At 60.8% G+C, this 15357-nt stretch carries 13 protein-coding genes; 7 read left to right on the top strand and 6 right to left on the bottom strand.

The annotated features are described in order from the left end of the window. Positions 1–187: 187 nt before the first annotated feature. Together WBL42_RS09000 and WBL42_RS08995 are read left to right on the top strand one after the other, a co-directional pair. The gene (locus WBL42_RS09000) at positions 188–3136 is read left to right on the top strand and encodes a phosphoribosylformylglycinamidine synthase subunit PurL (RefSeq protein WP_424720936.1); all 2949 of its coding nucleotides are present in this window, start codon (positions 188–190) and stop codon (positions 3134–3136) included. A gap of 1 nt (position 3137) precedes the next feature. Continuing rightward, positions 3138–4004 (top strand): phosphoribosylformylglycinamidine synthase subunit PurQ, encoded by an 867-nt coding sequence (locus WBL42_RS08995; protein WP_424720935.1) that lies wholly within the window; start codon positions 3138–3140, stop codon positions 4002–4004. Positions 4005–4027: 23 nt separating this feature from the next. Here WBL42_RS08995 and WBL42_RS08990 read toward each other — a convergent pair whose 3' ends face one another. Next, on the bottom strand, positions 4028–4702 hold the full coding sequence (locus tag WBL42_RS08990; protein WP_424720934.1) for a double zinc ribbon domain-containing protein: 675 nt from the start codon (positions 4700–4702) through the stop codon (positions 4028–4030). Between the two features lie 170 nt (positions 4703–4872). Here WBL42_RS08990 and recQ point away from each other — a divergent pair, with 170 nt between their 5' ends. The 3 genes from recQ to WBL42_RS08975 all read left to right on the top strand — a co-directional run bounded on the left by recQ (position 4873) and on the right by WBL42_RS08975 (position 7464). Continuing rightward, positions 4873–6672, top strand: coding sequence for a DNA helicase RecQ (recQ, locus tag WBL42_RS08985; protein WP_424720933.1), 1800 nt, complete (start codon positions 4873–4875; stop codon positions 6670–6672). Positions 6673–6716: 44 nt separating this feature from the next. Further along, complete coding sequence (locus WBL42_RS08980) at positions 6717–7085, top strand: hypothetical protein (RefSeq protein ID WP_424720932.1); 369 nt, start codon at positions 6717–6719, stop codon at positions 7083–7085. 70 nt (positions 7086–7155) lie between these two features. Continuing rightward, positions 7156–7464 (top strand): hypothetical protein, encoded by a 309-nt coding sequence (locus tag WBL42_RS08975; RefSeq protein ID WP_424720931.1) that lies wholly within the window; start codon positions 7156–7158, stop codon positions 7462–7464. A 178-nt stretch (positions 7465–7642) separates the two neighbouring features. Here the strand turns inward: WBL42_RS08975 and WBL42_RS08970 are convergent, their stop codons facing one another. Then, positions 7643–8761 (bottom strand): hypothetical protein, encoded by a 1119-nt coding sequence (locus WBL42_RS08970; RefSeq protein ID WP_424720930.1) that lies wholly within the window; start codon positions 8759–8761, stop codon positions 7643–7645. A 208-nt stretch (positions 8762–8969) separates the two neighbouring features. Between WBL42_RS08970 and WBL42_RS08965 the strand changes: the two genes are divergently transcribed. Together WBL42_RS08965 and WBL42_RS08960 are read left to right on the top strand one after the other, a co-directional pair. Continuing rightward, complete coding sequence (locus WBL42_RS08965) at positions 8970–9116, top strand: hypothetical protein (protein WP_424720929.1); 147 nt, start codon at positions 8970–8972, stop codon at positions 9114–9116. 224 nt (positions 9117–9340) lie between these two features. After that, complete coding sequence (locus tag WBL42_RS08960) at positions 9341–10138, top strand: EFR1 family ferrodoxin (RefSeq protein ID WP_424720928.1); 798 nt, start codon at positions 9341–9343, stop codon at positions 10136–10138. A gap of 41 nt (positions 10139–10179) precedes the next feature. Here WBL42_RS08960 and WBL42_RS08955 read toward each other — a convergent pair whose 3' ends face one another. From WBL42_RS08955 to WBL42_RS08940, 4 genes are all read right to left on the bottom strand, one after another. Then, the gene (locus WBL42_RS08955; RefSeq protein WP_424720927.1) at positions 10180–10752 is read right to left on the bottom strand and encodes a hydrolase; all 573 of its coding nucleotides are present in this window, start codon (positions 10750–10752) and stop codon (positions 10180–10182) included. 524 nt (positions 10753–11276) lie between these two features. Further along, on the bottom strand, positions 11277–11876 hold the full coding sequence (locus tag WBL42_RS08950; protein WP_424720926.1) for a pyruvate kinase alpha/beta domain-containing protein: 600 nt from the start codon (positions 11874–11876) through the stop codon (positions 11277–11279). Positions 11877–12233: 357 nt separating this feature from the next. Then, the gene (locus WBL42_RS08945; protein WP_424720925.1) at positions 12234–13202 is read right to left on the bottom strand and encodes a serine/threonine protein kinase; all 969 of its coding nucleotides are present in this window, start codon (positions 13200–13202) and stop codon (positions 12234–12236) included. Positions 13203–13359: 157 nt separating this feature from the next. Beyond that, positions 13360–15345 carry an APC family permease gene (locus tag WBL42_RS08940; RefSeq protein WP_424720924.1) on the bottom strand — a complete coding sequence of 662 codons (1986 nt, stop codon included), beginning with the start codon at positions 15343–15345 and terminating at the stop codon, positions 13360–13362. Positions 15346–15357 lie beyond the last annotated feature (12 nt).

The raw sequence follows: 15357 nt of genomic DNA, 5'->3' as shown, positions 1-15357 counted from the left end.
ATTATATGAATGTGCCGAAATACAACCGGGGAGATGATCCGGGGTGGTTCCATCCACGCTCCCGGGCCGGACGAGCCCGGGCCCGTAGACCGGGATGACCGTACTCCCGGGGGGTCGCCCGCCTCCATGTTCCGACAGGATGGCAAGGGCGATACCTATTTTCTCCTGTGCGCCAAAATCTGTATGCATGGCTTCTTTTGTCCACCGCATAGAAGTTCACTACTCCCATGATCCCCGCCTGAAGACCCGTACGGACCGGATCCGCTCGCTCGGCTTCGCGGTTGATGAGCTGCACCTCGCCGAGGTCTATACGATTGCTACGGCATCGCGGGACTTCACCCGTGACGAGCTCATGCAGATCGGCAGCCAGCTGGTCAACCCGGTGGTGCAGGAGTTCACGGTGGACGCAGCAACAAAGCCCCTCTTCGATTACGCGATCGAGGTCGGGTTCCTCCCGGGCGTGACCGACAATGTCGGGGCAACGGCCCGGCAGATGATCGAGGACTTCTTCTCCATGAAATTTGCGGACGGGGAGGCAGTCTACAGCTCCCAGCTGTACTTCGTCCGCGGGCGGCCCGGCGCGGGGGCGCTGCAGGGGCTTGCCGCCACGCTCGCAAACCCGCTCGTGAACCGGGTGCTCACAAAGGACCGGGCCGGGTACGGGCAGGCAGGCATGGACCGCATAGTGCCGTACGTGGAGCTCCACGAGCTGCCGACCGCGGAGACGGTGGACCTCGATCTCGATGATGCGGAACTTGCACGGCTCGGGAAGGAGGGGATCATGGACCCGCAGACGCACCAGCGCCGGGGGCCGCTCGCACTCGACCTCGCACAGCTCCACGCGATCCGCGATTATTTCCTCGCACTCGGGCGCAAACCGACCGACGTGGAGCTCGAGTCACTTGCCCAGACCTGGAGCGAGCACTGCAAGCACACGATCTTCGCGTCGGCAATGGACGACGATGTGCCGGATGGGCTGTACAAGACGTACATCCAGGCGGCGACAAACGAGATCCGGCAGGAGGCCGGTGACAGGGACATCTGCGTATCGGTCTTTTCCGACAACTCCGGCGCCATCGTCTTCGATGACGATTATATAGTCACCCATAAGGTCGAGACCCACAACTCCCCCTCGGCCCTCGACCCGTTCGGCGGGGCCCTCACGGGCATCGTGGGTGTGAACCGGGACACGATCGGGTTTGGCCTCGGCGCAAAGCCCTGCATCAACATTTATGGGTTCTGCGTGGGCAACCCGGATGCAACCGTTCCCCTCTACCGCGGGAAGGACACATCGAACCCGGTTCTCTCCCCCCGCCAGATCCTCGATGGCGTGGTCAGGGGTGTTGGCGTGGGCGGGAACTGCTCGGGCATCCCGACCCCGCAGGGCTTCTGTTACTTCGATCCCCGCTATGCCGGAAAACCCCTCGTCTTTGCCGGCACGGTCGGCGTGATGCCCCGGGTCCGGGGGGGGCGGAAGCTGCACGAGAAAGCGGCGCACGCCGGCGATCTCATCGTGATGGTGGGTGGCCGGGTGGGCAAGGACGGTATCCACGGCGCCACGTTCTCTTCTGAAGTACTCGACCACAAAAGCCCGGTCACCGCCGTGCAGATCGGCGACCCGATCACCCAGAAGAAGTTCTCGGACGTGATCGTGAAGGAGGCCCGGGACCCCGGGCTGTACCGCAGCATCACCGACAACGGGGCGGGTGGCCTCTCCTGCTCGGTGGCCGAGATGGCAAAGGAGTGCAATGGCTGCCGGGTGCAGCTCGATACGGTGCCCCTGAAATATCCCGGCATGGCGCCGTGGGAGATCTGGATCTCCGAGTCGCAGGAGCGGATGACGCTGGCCGTTCCCCCGGAGCAGCTCGCGGCCTTCATGGACCTGATGCAGCGCCGGGAAGTTGAGGCGACCGTGATCGGCAAGTTCACGGGTTCAGGCCGGTGCATTGTGGAGTGCGGCGGGAAGACGGTGATGGACATCGAACTTAAATTCCTGCACGATGGCCTGCCCAAAAAACACCTGAAGACTACGTTTACCAGAAAGATGCACCCGGAGCCCGACGCCCCATGCCCCGACCGGCTCGATGCGGCCCTGCTCGTGATGCTCTCGCGCAGGAACATCTGCTCCACGGAGTTCATCTCCATCCAGTACGACCACACCGTGCAGGGCGGCCACGTGCTCGGCCCGGTACAGGGGATGGGCCGGGTGCAGGGCGTTGCCTCGCTCACGAAAGTCGTGCCCGGCTCGAAGAAAGCGGTAGGGCTCTCGCAGGCGCTCTTCCCGTCCTACTCCGAGCTCGATCCCTACCGGATGGCCGGTGCAGGGATCGATACGGCGATCCGGGGGCTCGTGGCTATGGGTATCCCGCCGTCCGCGATCGCGATCCTCGACAACTTCTGCTGGTGCTCGTCCGACGAGCCCGAACGCCTCGGGCAGCTGAAACTCGCGGCGAAGGGGTGCTATGACTTCGCGAAGGCGTTTGGCACGCCGTTCATCTCCGGCAAGGACAGCATGTTCAACGACTTCTCGGGGTTCGATGCGGAGGGCATGCCGGTAAAGGTCTCGGTGCCGCCGACCCTGCTGGTTTCGTCGATCGGTATCCATGCGGACGCAGGGAAAGCGGTCTCCATGGACGCGAAGATCGCAGGCGACCTCGTGTACGTGATCGGGGAGACAAGAGAGGAGCTCGGCGGGTCGGAGTACTTTGCCATGCTCGGCAGCGTGGGCAACGAGGTGCCCGCCCTCGACGCAGGCGCGGCAAAGGAGCGCTACACCCGGCTCGCCGGCGCGATCGCCCACGGGTTCGTGGCCTCGGCATTCCCGGTCAGCCACGGTGGTCTCCTGGTGGCGCTGGCCAGGGTAGCGATCGCAGGCCGGCACGGTATGGACCTCACGGTCCCGGTCCCCGCCGGCATGCGCCCCGATCGTTATCTCTTTTCGGAGTCGCTCGGCAGGTTCGTAGTGACGGTTGCCCCGGACCACAAGCGGGCGTTCGAGCAGGCGATCGGGTCCGATGCGGTGCTGCTCGGCCGGGTGGCCGGCAGCAGGCTGCGGGTGACGACAAAGACCCTCGTCCTGGATGCGGAGATCAAAGAGCTCGAGAAGGCCTACAAGGCGCCGTTCGGGGGGTACTGAGATGGCACCTGTGCACAGGAACGTGAACCGTCCGGCGACCGTGGCGAAACCCGCCCCCGCACGGGAGCTGATCCCCGAGAAAGCCCTGGTCATGAGCGGGTTTGGGATCAACTCCGAGATGGAGACGCAGGTGGCGCTGGCCCGGGCCGGCATGGGCTCGGATATCGTGCACATCAACGACCTGATCGCGGGCCGCACACGCCTCTCCGCTTACCGGCTGCTCGTCTTCCCCGGCGGTTTCTCGTACGGGGACGACACCGGCGCCGGCAACGCATATGCGAACCGGATCAGGAACAATCTCTGGGACGATCTCCTCGAATTCATTGACGGCGACAATCTGGTGCTCGGGATCTGCAACGGGTTCCAGATCCTCGCAAACCTCGGTCTCGTCCCCGCATTTGACAGGACATATGCCCGGGACATCGCCCTGATGCCGAACCGCACAGGCCGGCTGGAGTGCCGGTTCATCACCATAAAGCCAGCGAACGAGAACCTCTGGACAAAGGACATCGGGCGGATCTGCTGCCCGGTCTCCCATGGCGAGGGCAACTTCTCGTGCTCACCGGAGACCCTCAAAAAGATCAGGCAGAAGAAAATGGTCGCGTTCACGTACTGCCGGGAGGACCTGAGCCCCGCGAACGGCGAGTATCCCTTCAACCCGAACGGCTCGGTGGAAGACATTGCCGGTATTACGTCGGCCAGCGGCCGGGTGCTCGGCATAATGCCGCACCCCGAGCGGGCGATGGAGTTTACGAACCTCTATGACTGGCCGCTCCTCAAAGAACAGATGACGCGTTCCGGCACGGCCCTGCCCGTGGAGTCGCTCAATATGCAGATCTTCCGGAACATTGTCGCGTACTTCGATTGAAACGCGTGAAATGAGAAGAAGAACTATTTTTTCAGGAACCCGAGGACTCCCTTCTTGTCCGGGGACCGCCCTTTCCGTGTGGGTTCGGGCACATCCCCCGCATCCTGGTACGAGGGTTTTGAACCTTTCAGTTCGTCGGCGATCAGCGGGAGGTGGCCGTATTTTTTCGGGGGCAGGGAGATCTGGGCTGACCGCGGGCTCCGGGCCTCGTCAGGTTCGTCCGCAGTGAGCGGCAGGTGGGCATAGCGCTTCTCCTGCGGGGCGGGGAGCGGCCGGGCATCGAACTCCGAACTACCGTCGCTCCAGGGATCCCATTCGGCGACCGGCGCGGCCGGTCCAGGCTCTTCCTGCACCGGCAGCGTGGCCCGCTTCTTTGTCAGGACCACTGACGGCGACACCTGTCCGATCGGCTGCTGGGCCGGGCGGGTGGCAGCCGTGGCAAAGATCGTGCCGCACCGGGTGCAGAACTTCGATTCCCGGGTGATCGCCTTGTTGCCGCACGACGGGCAGGAGGGGCGGACCGGCGCACCGCACTTATCGCAGAACTGCGCGAGGGTGTCGGAGACCACGTCCCCGCAGCTGTCGCAGACCGGGAAGTGCGTATCCGGCACGTCCACAATCGCTGAACCGCATTCGTTGCAGAACTTCGCCTTGTCGTTTGGGGCAGGGGTACTGCAGCTCCCGCATTTTCGTGTCATGTACTCCATTATGGTTAAAAACGGGAGCGGCATAAACCCTCTGGTCCGTCACCCGGGATCCCGGCCGCGGATGCCCTTCACTTTCCCTCTCCTATCCAAAGCCTTATTCCCGCCGGCCTGCCTATTCTCTGCCAGCATTCCCGTCTTTACGGGCAGTTCTTGGGATCCCTATGGTCACGACCGGCGAACTCCTGCATACCTACTGGGGCTCTTCTGCCTTCCTGCCGCACCAGGAAGAGATCATCGGCTCTGTCCTTGCCGGCCACGATACCCTCGCGATCATGGCTACGGGCGGCGGCAAGTCGCTCTGCTACCAGCTGCCGGCCCTGTACCTCGGCGGCCTCACGCTCGTAATCTCCCCCCTGATCTCGCTGATGAAGGACCAGGTCGACGACCTCAATGCCCGGGGCATCCCGGCCGCTGCCTGGAACAGCACCCTCGACTACCGCGAACGGGTCCGGCTTGAAGAGGGCCTTAAGGATGGCAGCCTCCGGCTCCTCTTCATCTCGCCCGAGAAGTGCGTGCAGCCGGGTTTCTTATCTTCGCTCGCCCACGTCCCGGTCCGGCTGATCGCGATTGACGAGGCGCACTGCATCTCGGAGTGGGGCCATAACTTCCGGCCCGAGTACCGGCAGCTGGTAAAGCTCCGGAAGTACTTCCCGGGTATCCCCCTCATCGCCCTGACCGCGACCGCTGTTCCCGAGGTACGCCGGGACATCCGGCAGCAGCTCGGCCTCTCCGGTGCCCGCGAGTACGTGGGCAGCTTCAACCGCACGAACCTCCGGTACCGGGTAGTCCAGAAGAAGAACCCGCTCGTCTTCCTCATCAATTATCTCGGCCGGCACCGCGATGACTCGGGGATCGTCTACTGCCTCTCCAAGAAAGAGACCGAAGAGGTGGCAGCGGAACTGCGGAAGAAGGGCTTTTCTGCGCTCGCCTACCACGCTGGCCTCACAAAACAGGTGAGGGAGGAGGTGCAGGAAGCATTCATCCGGGACCGGGTGCAGGTGGTCTGCGCCACGGTCGCGTTCGGCATGGGTATAGACAAGCCGGACGTGCGGTACGTGATCCACTACGACCTGCCCAAGACTATCGAGGGCTATTACCAGGAGACGGGCCGGGCAGGGAGGGACGGCCAGTACAGCGAGTGCCTCCTCCTCTACAGCCGGGGCGACTACGCGAGGGTCCGGTCCATGCTCGAGCATGACGATGCGATCGGCCAGCACCTCAGGATTGCCTTAAAAAAACTCCAGGACATGGCAGAGTACTGCGAGACCACCGGCTGCCGGCGGAAGTTCCTTCTCACGTATTTCGGGGAGGAGTACCCGCAGGAGAACTGCGGGTCGTGCGACAGCTGCGACCATCCCCCCGACATGGTGGACTGCACGGATGCAGCCCGGACCATCGCTGCCTGCGTGAAGCAGCTGCCCGCAAACTTCGGGATCGAGCTGATCGCCGACGTGCTCCGCGGCTCGAAGAGCGCAAAGATCCAGGAGTACGGCCTCGCCACCCTGCCCGCGTACGGGGCCGGGAAGAAGTACAGCAAGGCCCAGTACCGCACCTGGATCGGCGAGCTCGTCCGTCAGGGCTTCCTTGCCCGGAACGGCGACAAGTACCCGGTGATCCGGTGCACGCCCCGGACGGACGAGCTGGTGAGGGGCCACTGCCGGGTAATGCTGCCCGTGCCCGAGGCCGGCCCGGTGAAGGCGGAGGCAAAGGCCCCGTCACAGATGGACTCCGGCGCTGAAGACCTCTTCCTGCGCCTAAAGGCCCTGCGCAGGGAGCTCGCAGACGAGGATGGCGTGCCGCCGTATGTAATCTTCCCCGACCGGACCCTCCGGGAACTGGCGGTCGCCCGGCCCCGCGATATGGCCGGGTTCGGGGCGGTCTTTGGCGTAGGTGAGTTCAAGCGGGAGAAGTACGGGCCGGCGTTCCTTGAGGAGATCCTGCGGGAACAGGCGGGGCTGTGATCTATTCCGAAAGAGTCAATTTCCCCGGGCTGCGATAGTTCTGCATGAAGCAGTTCACCCGGGATGCAGTCGGCCTGGGCATCGCATTCTGGCTCGCTGGCTACCTCCTCTCGCTCGTCCTCTTCTTCACGCCCCTTGCCCCGGTCATGGGCTGGGTCCTCTTCGTGTGCCTGACCCCGGTTATGGCTGCCGTGACGTACTGGTACTTCCTGCACCGCGGGCTCCCGCTTTCGTATTTTGTACAGATTGCCGTGGCCTGGACGGCAATTGCGATCCTCTCCGATTACCTCTTCATCGTCCTGCTCTTTCATCCCGCGGCATATTACCAGGCCGACGTGCTCTCCTATTATGCGGTGACATTCCTCCTCCCGCTCGCCGTTGGCTGGTACCTGCGGGGTTACAGGCCGGCCTGAACCCGGTGCCTGCCCGGGCCCACTGCCCGCAAAGAAGGGCATATGAGGATCAAGCGCCTATTAACTGAGCATGAAATATACGGCGCGGCATATCCAGCGTTTTCTCGAACAGGGAAAGATCGATCCCACCCTCTGGAAGAACAACTTCCCCTCGCTGCTGCCAACCCAGGTGCCGACCTGCGCAGAGTGCGGGGAGTTCAGGGCAAAGACCTGTACCGGCGACCGCGACCCGGTCGAATGTTTCCTGGACAAGGTACCGGCAGCATCCCCGGATGACGGCGAGCCCCGGAAGAAGAAGCGTGACCCGATGCTCGGACTTGGCGCAAAAGGGCCCGGCGCCCGCGGCACCGCCCTCCCCCGCGACCAGTCGAAGATGTAGTATCAGCAATCTTTTTTTAAAGAGATTTTCAAAAGGCATTACTCAAAAAAACGGCACGAGGTTTCACCTTCCCCGGGCCCCCGGAAGCGTCTCCTGTGAAAAACGATGATTTCACCAGAGCCGTTATTTTTTTAAAGGCAATATACAAAAAAATGTAAAAAAGGATCTCCTTACCCTTTTACTCTGTCCCCGGCCCGCGGGCCACGTGGCTGCTGCCCCGGAACTGGAACTCCGGCGCCTTCCGGTACTGCTCGTAATAGTTCCCGATGAGGTCTGTCACCAGTTCCCGGAGCTGGTGCGGGAGCACGGGCTCTTCTATCGTATGGTACGAGAAGTGTGGCACCGTCCCCTCCCAGGATCTCCTGCCCTGTTCTGCGAGCTGCCCGGCACAGTTTCCTGCCCTGCCGATGAAGATGACCTCCTTTGACCCGGCATCGAGGAGGAGGTACAGGCCCTGGCCATCCGGAACATTCCGGATGTGCTCTGCATCGAGCGGTGCCGGGTCGCTCCAGGTAAGCCCCATCCATCCCGGTTCCCCGGGCGTGCCCGACGGAATGAGCGGGAGCTGGCCCGGTCCCCCGGCCGGGTTGTCCCTCTGCCCGCCTGCGAGTTTTCCGCCCCGCTTCCCCTCTTTCTTTGTGGTGGACCTGCGGTACCGGGCGGGGAACCGGCCGAGATTGCAGAGCGGCGACTCGCCGTACTCCTGCCGGTACCGGTACAGGAGGAAACTCTCCATGCCCCGGCGCCCGCTGTCGGAGGCGTCGAGCGGTGCGGCGGAGCATTCAAACACGGATATTTCTGCCGGCAGGGCCTCTTCCATGACTGGCTGTTCACCAGCAGCCTCCTCCAGGATGGCATTTCCTGTTTCCGGAACCGGTCTGCTCCCTGCGGCAGGACTCATCTTGTCCCCCGGGCCTAGCAAGCTCCCGGAATTCGCCGGATCCTGCTGACCTCCTTCGCTTTGCCGTTCTGCCAGCCACTCGGACTGCCACGCCCAGAGCGCCGGCGCTTCCGTGTGGGGATCGCTCCAGGGCATCTGTTCCGCCTTTGAGAGTTCGATCCGGAGGGTGTGCAGGCGCTCGCGGAGCGTCCGCCTGGTCTCGCCGATGTACACGAGGTACTCCTTACCCACCGGCCGGATGCGGTAGAGGCCGGGTTCTCGTGGGATCCTGGTCCACACCTGCTTCGTTGCGGAGAAGGGGATCCATTCGGTCCAGGTGAGGTTGCACCAGTTGTCAAAGAAGTGGTCTATGGCTTCGAGATCGGGGACGGGGGGCTGCTCCGGGTCGGGACACATGGCTGTTCATGGATTGGGCGGGGGGGTGCATAAGCGTGAGGGTGCCGGCCTGTCGCCGGTTCCCTGCGGGAATTTTCTCCAGCCGGTTTTTTCTCAATGAACAGTAGTCCGGCCGGAACTATCCTTTCGGCTGTTTCTTAAAAGCAGGCCTTCTGGCGAACGCACTGCTCCCGTCATATCTTTATACCGAAGCCGGCAATCATTCCCCATGGATAAACAACCCCAGGCCCAGACGAAGGTTAAACGCGACCGCCCGATCTGCGAGCAGTGCCATGATCCCAATATCGTCCAGAAGCCCGACGGCTCCTACCGGTGCAAGCGGTGCGGGTACGACAGCGGGAAAGGCGCGAAATAAGGACAGGCGTTTTAAAAGGGAATTTCTTCTTAAACCTGGGCTGTTTCACGCCGGCCCGGTATACCTTACAATGCCCGGGTAAGCGGAGTACTCTTCATCCAATGGTTCCGGCACCTCCCCTGCCTCCCGATCGTTACTGTGACTTTATTCACTTGGGGGACTTTCATAACGGGACGCGGGCAGATTTTAATGGAGGTGTCTTTATATCATGATAGAGGCGGATTATGAAGACCATCATCTACTATTTTACCGGCACCGGCAACTCCCTTGCAGCAGCAAGGAAAATCGCCGCAGTACTGGGTGACTGCGAGCTCGTACCGGTTGCATCATTGCAGGACACAACCGGGGATATCCACCCGGGGGCTGACCGCGTCGGGATCGTCTGCCCCGTGTATTTTACCGGCCTGCCGGTGATGGTGGCCTCCTTTGCCGGGCGCCTTGACCTTTCCGGTTCGCAGTACATGTTTTCCGTGGTAACCCCTGGTGGTTTTGGCGGCCCGTCTGCCCTGCGGCAACTGGACGGCATCCTTAAGAGACGCTCCGGCCGTAGACCCGATGCCGGTTTCATGGTGAAGATGCCATCGAATTACATCCTCATGTACGAACCCCCCTCGGGAAAGAAATGCGAACAGATCCTTGCCGCTGCTGACGTACAGCTTGAGGATATTGCGCAGGCAGTAAAAAATTCGGCAAAGACCGGCCCGGGATATTCACTCCTGGCCCGGCTGGCGCATCTCCTGTTCTATCCCCGGTTCGCGTCCCGCGTCCACGACGATGACAGGAAGTTTTCCGTAAATGATCGATGCACGTCGTGCGGGACCTGTGCAGCCATCTGCCCGGCAAAAAATATCGAACTCGTGGGTGGCAGGCCGGTATGGAAACACCGGTGCGAGCTCTGCTGCGGCTGCATCCACCTCTGCCCCGCGGAGGCGATCCAGGCAGGAAAACAGACAGCAGTACGGGTACGGTATCGCAACCCGGAAGTTAACAACGCGGACTTCAAAGCGCAAAAAGGGGATTGACCCTGGTAACCGCCTTTTATAATTTCAGGGTACCGGTACAGTTACCCGATAGCCCTGAGGATATCCTCGGTCTTCCGCACCCTGCCCATTCTTTTGAAGATGAAATTCACCGCCGCGTTGTGCGACTCCGCTGAGCCCGAGGACATCGCGTCCTCTGCAAAGACCTGCTGGAAGCCGAACTCGTACGCGAACCGGGCCGTGCTCTCTACGCCGTACTCGGTGGAGATCCCGCAGAGCACGATCGTGTCCATCCCCCGTCTCCGCAGCTGGAGTTCGAGCCCGGTGCCGTAGAACGCTCCCCACTGCTTCTTCGCGATCACAACGTCTGACGGGACCGGCGCGATCTCCGGGACGAACTCCGACCAGTCCGGGGGCATAGTCGCGGGGCGGTTGAATGTCGTGTCGCTCTGTACCTTCAGCATTGTCTCCGGCGATGCAACGACATGCACGAGGAATACCGGCATGCTGTTCTTCCGGAACGCTTGCACGAGTTTTGCGGCATTCTTCACTACGTCCTGTGCGGTGTGCGGCTGCGTGGGCATGGCCGCGATCCCTTTCTGCAGGTCAATGACAACGAGGGCTGTTGTGGTCCTGGTTAATTCTAACTCCGGCATTGGTATCACCTGTGTGAAGATGGGAGAGCGGGAGGTATTTATGTGCTGCGGGAGCGGTCCCTGCAATAGCGGCCCGGGATTTTCCGGCCGCACCCCTCATAACCGGGGGCATGGTGGTTTCAACCGCCATCATCATTTCTGCAGAGTACGGTTTTCATGGAAAATCTGCTCGGGAGAAATCCTTGTGTTGGAACAAATAGTGCTGGATTATATTTTGAGAGGAGGGGACAGTGCCTGTCCCCCCTCACCACCCCCTGCGCATTGCGATGCTGCAGGAATTACCTGTTAAGCGATTGCCACAGCGGCTGAGTTGAAACACTTGATAGCGTTCCCAATGAAAAACAATGATCTACAACCGAATTTCTCTTAAAAATACTATACCCTCTCGTGCAAACCGCACGGGAACTCCAGGATACGTGCAGCCCATTTCCGGGAAAATTGAATGGCCCGGAATCCCATCAGTTCAATCTCCGTACAAACACGGCCAGGACCAGCCTTGAAAAAAGAAATAATTTCCCGCGGAATTACCGGGATGATTCCTGTGCCATCTTTGCATGGAGCTCCTCGATGTTCAGCGGGTTGAGGGGTTTTGCGAGGATCTCGTTGACCCGGAGCTTCTTCAGGTGCTGCGAGGATGCCGCCTGCATGACCAGCGCTGTATCCGATCCCCGCCCTGTCCCGGCAATGGCGATGATCTGCTCGCCGCTCTTCAGGTGGCCCGCGTCGGTTGCCATGAGCACGATCTCAAAGCAGACCTTGAACCCCTGGCAGAAGCAGCGCAGCAGGTTTGCCATCAGCTGGGGGACAGCCGAATCGTACAGCTCGCCCGTGTGAAAGAGCATGGTGCCGAAGTGGACCACGTGCCCCGCCCCCCGCAACGTGGCGGCAAGGTCTGCGGGGAATGGGTTGACCTCGCGGTGGAAGTCCCACTGGTGGGGGATGACGACCAGCTGCACCCCATCGTTTTTGAAATACTCCATCGCCTTCTTCGCGGTCGCGCCTGTTGTTGAGGCGATCACGATCTTCCGGATCCCGAGCTCGTGCGCCCGTTCGCGTGCCAGCCGGAACGTGACATCCGTGTTCTCCGGGCTGAGGGTCTCAAAGTACGTTACCGTGCGTTCCATGACCACAGGTATGGCAGGAGGATCTGATAAGGGGTTGCGATCAGGCAGACCGGCCCCGCGGCAGCATATCCCCATGTCCACGGTCTTTCCCGGGGAACGGAACCGTGCTGTACCGGGCAGGGTGTTACCGGAGACAGGCCTGTCCTGTTGTTACGGGATGCAATGGTCGGAACGGTGAATTGATGCAGTCATCCCCGGGTTCTTTCTCTCCGGTTTCCCCGGACTTCACAGCAATGACATTTTTTGTGCCACGCACCCGGAATATACCCGGTCCCGGTAAAAAACCAGCTCCTGCCCTGCAATCCTGTGCAGCCTCTTCTTCGTGCATCCGCACGTCTTGGCGCCCGGCCCCCGGTTTTACCGGTGCTCTATTAAGTAAACAACCATAAAGAGCAGTGTCGCAACTGCCAGAGATGCAATGAAGATTGAGATGCGCCGGAGCCATACCCGGCGTCCGGTGAGCGATCCCCCGGCCACCGGCTCCGCGTGGAACTGCGACAGGTCCAGTTCTGCAGAATGCTCCATATCATACCGGAATGCGCCGGCGGACTGGTAGCGCAGGGCGGGATCGCGGCAAATCGATCTGAGTACTACGGCCTCTATGCCCGGCGGGACTGACGGCTGGAACCTGCCGGGCGGGATGGGGACTGCCGTGAGGTGCTGGTTCATGATGGAGAAGGTATTATCCCCGGTGAATGGCAGAGTCCCGGTGAGCATCTCATAGACAATCATCCCCAGTGCATAGAGATCTGTCCGGGAATCCCCCCGTTTACCTTGGATCTGTTCGGGTGCCATATAATCCACGGTACCAACGGCATATGACCCCCACCTCCATGTCACCCGCCACGACCCTTCCTGTAACGCAGTCCCGAAGTCGAGAAGGTGAATCCTGCCATCGGTCCCGACAATAATATTTTCCGGCTTCAGGTCACGGTGATACACTCCGTGGGAATGGATATAGTCAAGGACATCAGCGAGCTGGCCGGTAAAAGAGAGGACCTGGTCAAGGGGTAACGGTGCATGTCCGCTGATATAGGTCCGGAATGATGTGCCTTCTACATATTCTAGGACAAGCGATATCGTGTCCGCCCCTTCGTTAACGGCGATCACCCGCGGGATTGCAGGATGGTCCAAGCTCTGCCGGATGGCGGCTTCACGCCGGAACCGGGCAAATGTTGCCAGATCACCGAGTACAGATATATCCGGGATCTTAAGTATTACCGGCGTGCCATCAGGATCGCCTGCTTTGTATACCTGGCTGAACCCCCCCCGGCCCAGGAATTCCGAGATCGTGTATTCACCGATCCTGTCGCCCGGTCTGAGCATCAACGACACCCCGCCGGCCCGGTTGCGGGGAGACCGGACCGTTCCGTGGTCCTGCCCGCTCCCCGGGACCTGGCATAATCTCCACCCGTCACCCGGTCGCGGCCTTCCCTCTTTTTTCCCGGAATGTTTTCCCAAAGCCTCGTCGTCATGGCCGGACCTACCTCTCCGCCTGGACCGGCAGGATAACCGTCGTGATCCCACTGTAGTGGAGACGGCGCTGGATCGCAAACGCGGTCTCGTTGTGCAGTATCCGCTGGAACGGGTTCTCGTGGCGGAATACCAGCTGCCCGGTAAAGAACGTGGAATTCGGGAACTGTTTTGCAATATTTTTACACAGGGGGACGGCCAGGTTAACCACATCCGTGCCGAGGTCCATCCGGTAATCGGCAGCAAACCCCATGTCCCGTGCCAGGTCCACGTATTTCAACAGTGCGGACTCCGTCGATTCTGCGAGGGCATGCACTTCTGCCGTACCTTTGAATGTCCCGGAATCGACCACAGCAATGGAGACAAAGATGAAGTTTTCATATACCCCCGGAAAATTCTTGGCAATGGAATAGAACGTGTTCACCCCGAACCCGTTGAACCCGGTGACCAGCTGGACGGCGGTCATTTTATGCGTGTTGACCGGATCAATATTCTTTACCCCGGTGGATGGGATGGTATCGAGGAGGACATCCAGCTTGCGCAGCCACCTGGCAACTTCTGAATAATGACGGTGGATAGCAAAACATACGCAGATGAGTACGGAAGTCATGAGGAGTGTCAGCCAGCCGCCCTCTCCCAGCTTCTCGTAGAGGGTGATGATGAGGATGGTGACGCATAACAGGAACCCGATGATGTGGATGGGGATATGCCGTTTCCAGTGCTCCTCCGTGTCCCGTCTCTTATAAAAAAACCGTGCCATGCCGAACTGGGAAATGGAGAACGTGATGAACACATTGATCGCATACATAGTGACGAGGATGACCACCGATCCCTGCGTGATGAGCAGGAGCAGGAGTGCCACCCCGCCCATGAGAATGACCCCCCGGATCATGGTGAACCGTTCCGAGAGCAGGGCGAAGGAGCGCGGGAGCCAGGAATCGATCGCCATATTTGCCATGACCCTCGGGCCATCGATAAACCCGGTCTGGGCGGCTACGCAGAGCAGGGCCCCCTCGGAAAAGATAGTGACCAGCGCAAGCGCCTGCCCGAAAGGCAAGCCGCCAAAAACATTTGTCGCCAGCACGGCGTTCAGCGTCTGCCCTGCCACAGGATGGACGTTCCAGAGCAGGTAACAGAGGAAGAGTCCTCCGGATATGGCCGCAAGGGAGACCGCCATATATGCCATCGTGCGTTTACCGGTCTTCACCCGGGGTTCCCGCATGATCTGCATCCCATTGGCTACCGCTTCGATCCCGGTATAGGTCCCGCCACCGAGGGAATACGCCCGCAATATGATCGCGAGCACGCCGATGATGCCGATGGTCGACAGGTCACCGGAAAAGGAGGACTGTATCCCGGCGGCGACCGGGGCGATCCGGGGTGCGTGGGCAAAGATCCCGTACCCGAGCAGCAGGAGATGCGCCGCGATAAATACAAAAAATATCGGGGCGAGTATCTTCACCGATTCCTTCACGCCCCGCAGGTTCAGCTCGATAAGGATGAGGATGAGCAGGCAGCCAAACGCAAGTTTGTACGGCTGGTAACTGAGTGGCAGGAACGAGAAGATTGCATCGGCACATGCGGCGATGGAGACCGTAATGGTCAGCATGTAGTCGATAAGGAGCGCACTGCCGGAGACGACTCCGGCCTGTTCGCTGATGGTGTGGTTGGCGACAATATACCCGCCGCCGCCACCGGGGAAATGCTCAATAATCCGGGTGTATGCATACGAGATGATAAAAACCGTGAGCGCTGTCCCCAGCGCGAGAAAAATGGCGAGGTAGGCATGGTTGCCGAGGGCGATAAACGCCTCGGGGGGACCGTACGAGGATGACGAGATCCCGTCCGCCCCCAGCCCGATCCAGGCAAGTACCGGGATAAGGGCGATCTTATGGAATATGTTGGGGTCTTCTATATTCTTCCTGGCGCCGATAATGGTCTTCCGGGTACGCGACCGGATCTCTTCCCAGTTCCACCTTTCTTCAGGAATGGCCATGTATTATCTGTC

This window comes from Methanoregula sp., assembly GCF_049686655.1.
Taxonomy (GTDB): domain Archaea; phylum Halobacteriota; class Methanomicrobia; order Methanomicrobiales; family Methanospirillaceae; genus Methanoregula.
This window is presented reverse-complemented; position numbering and strand designations above follow the sequence as displayed.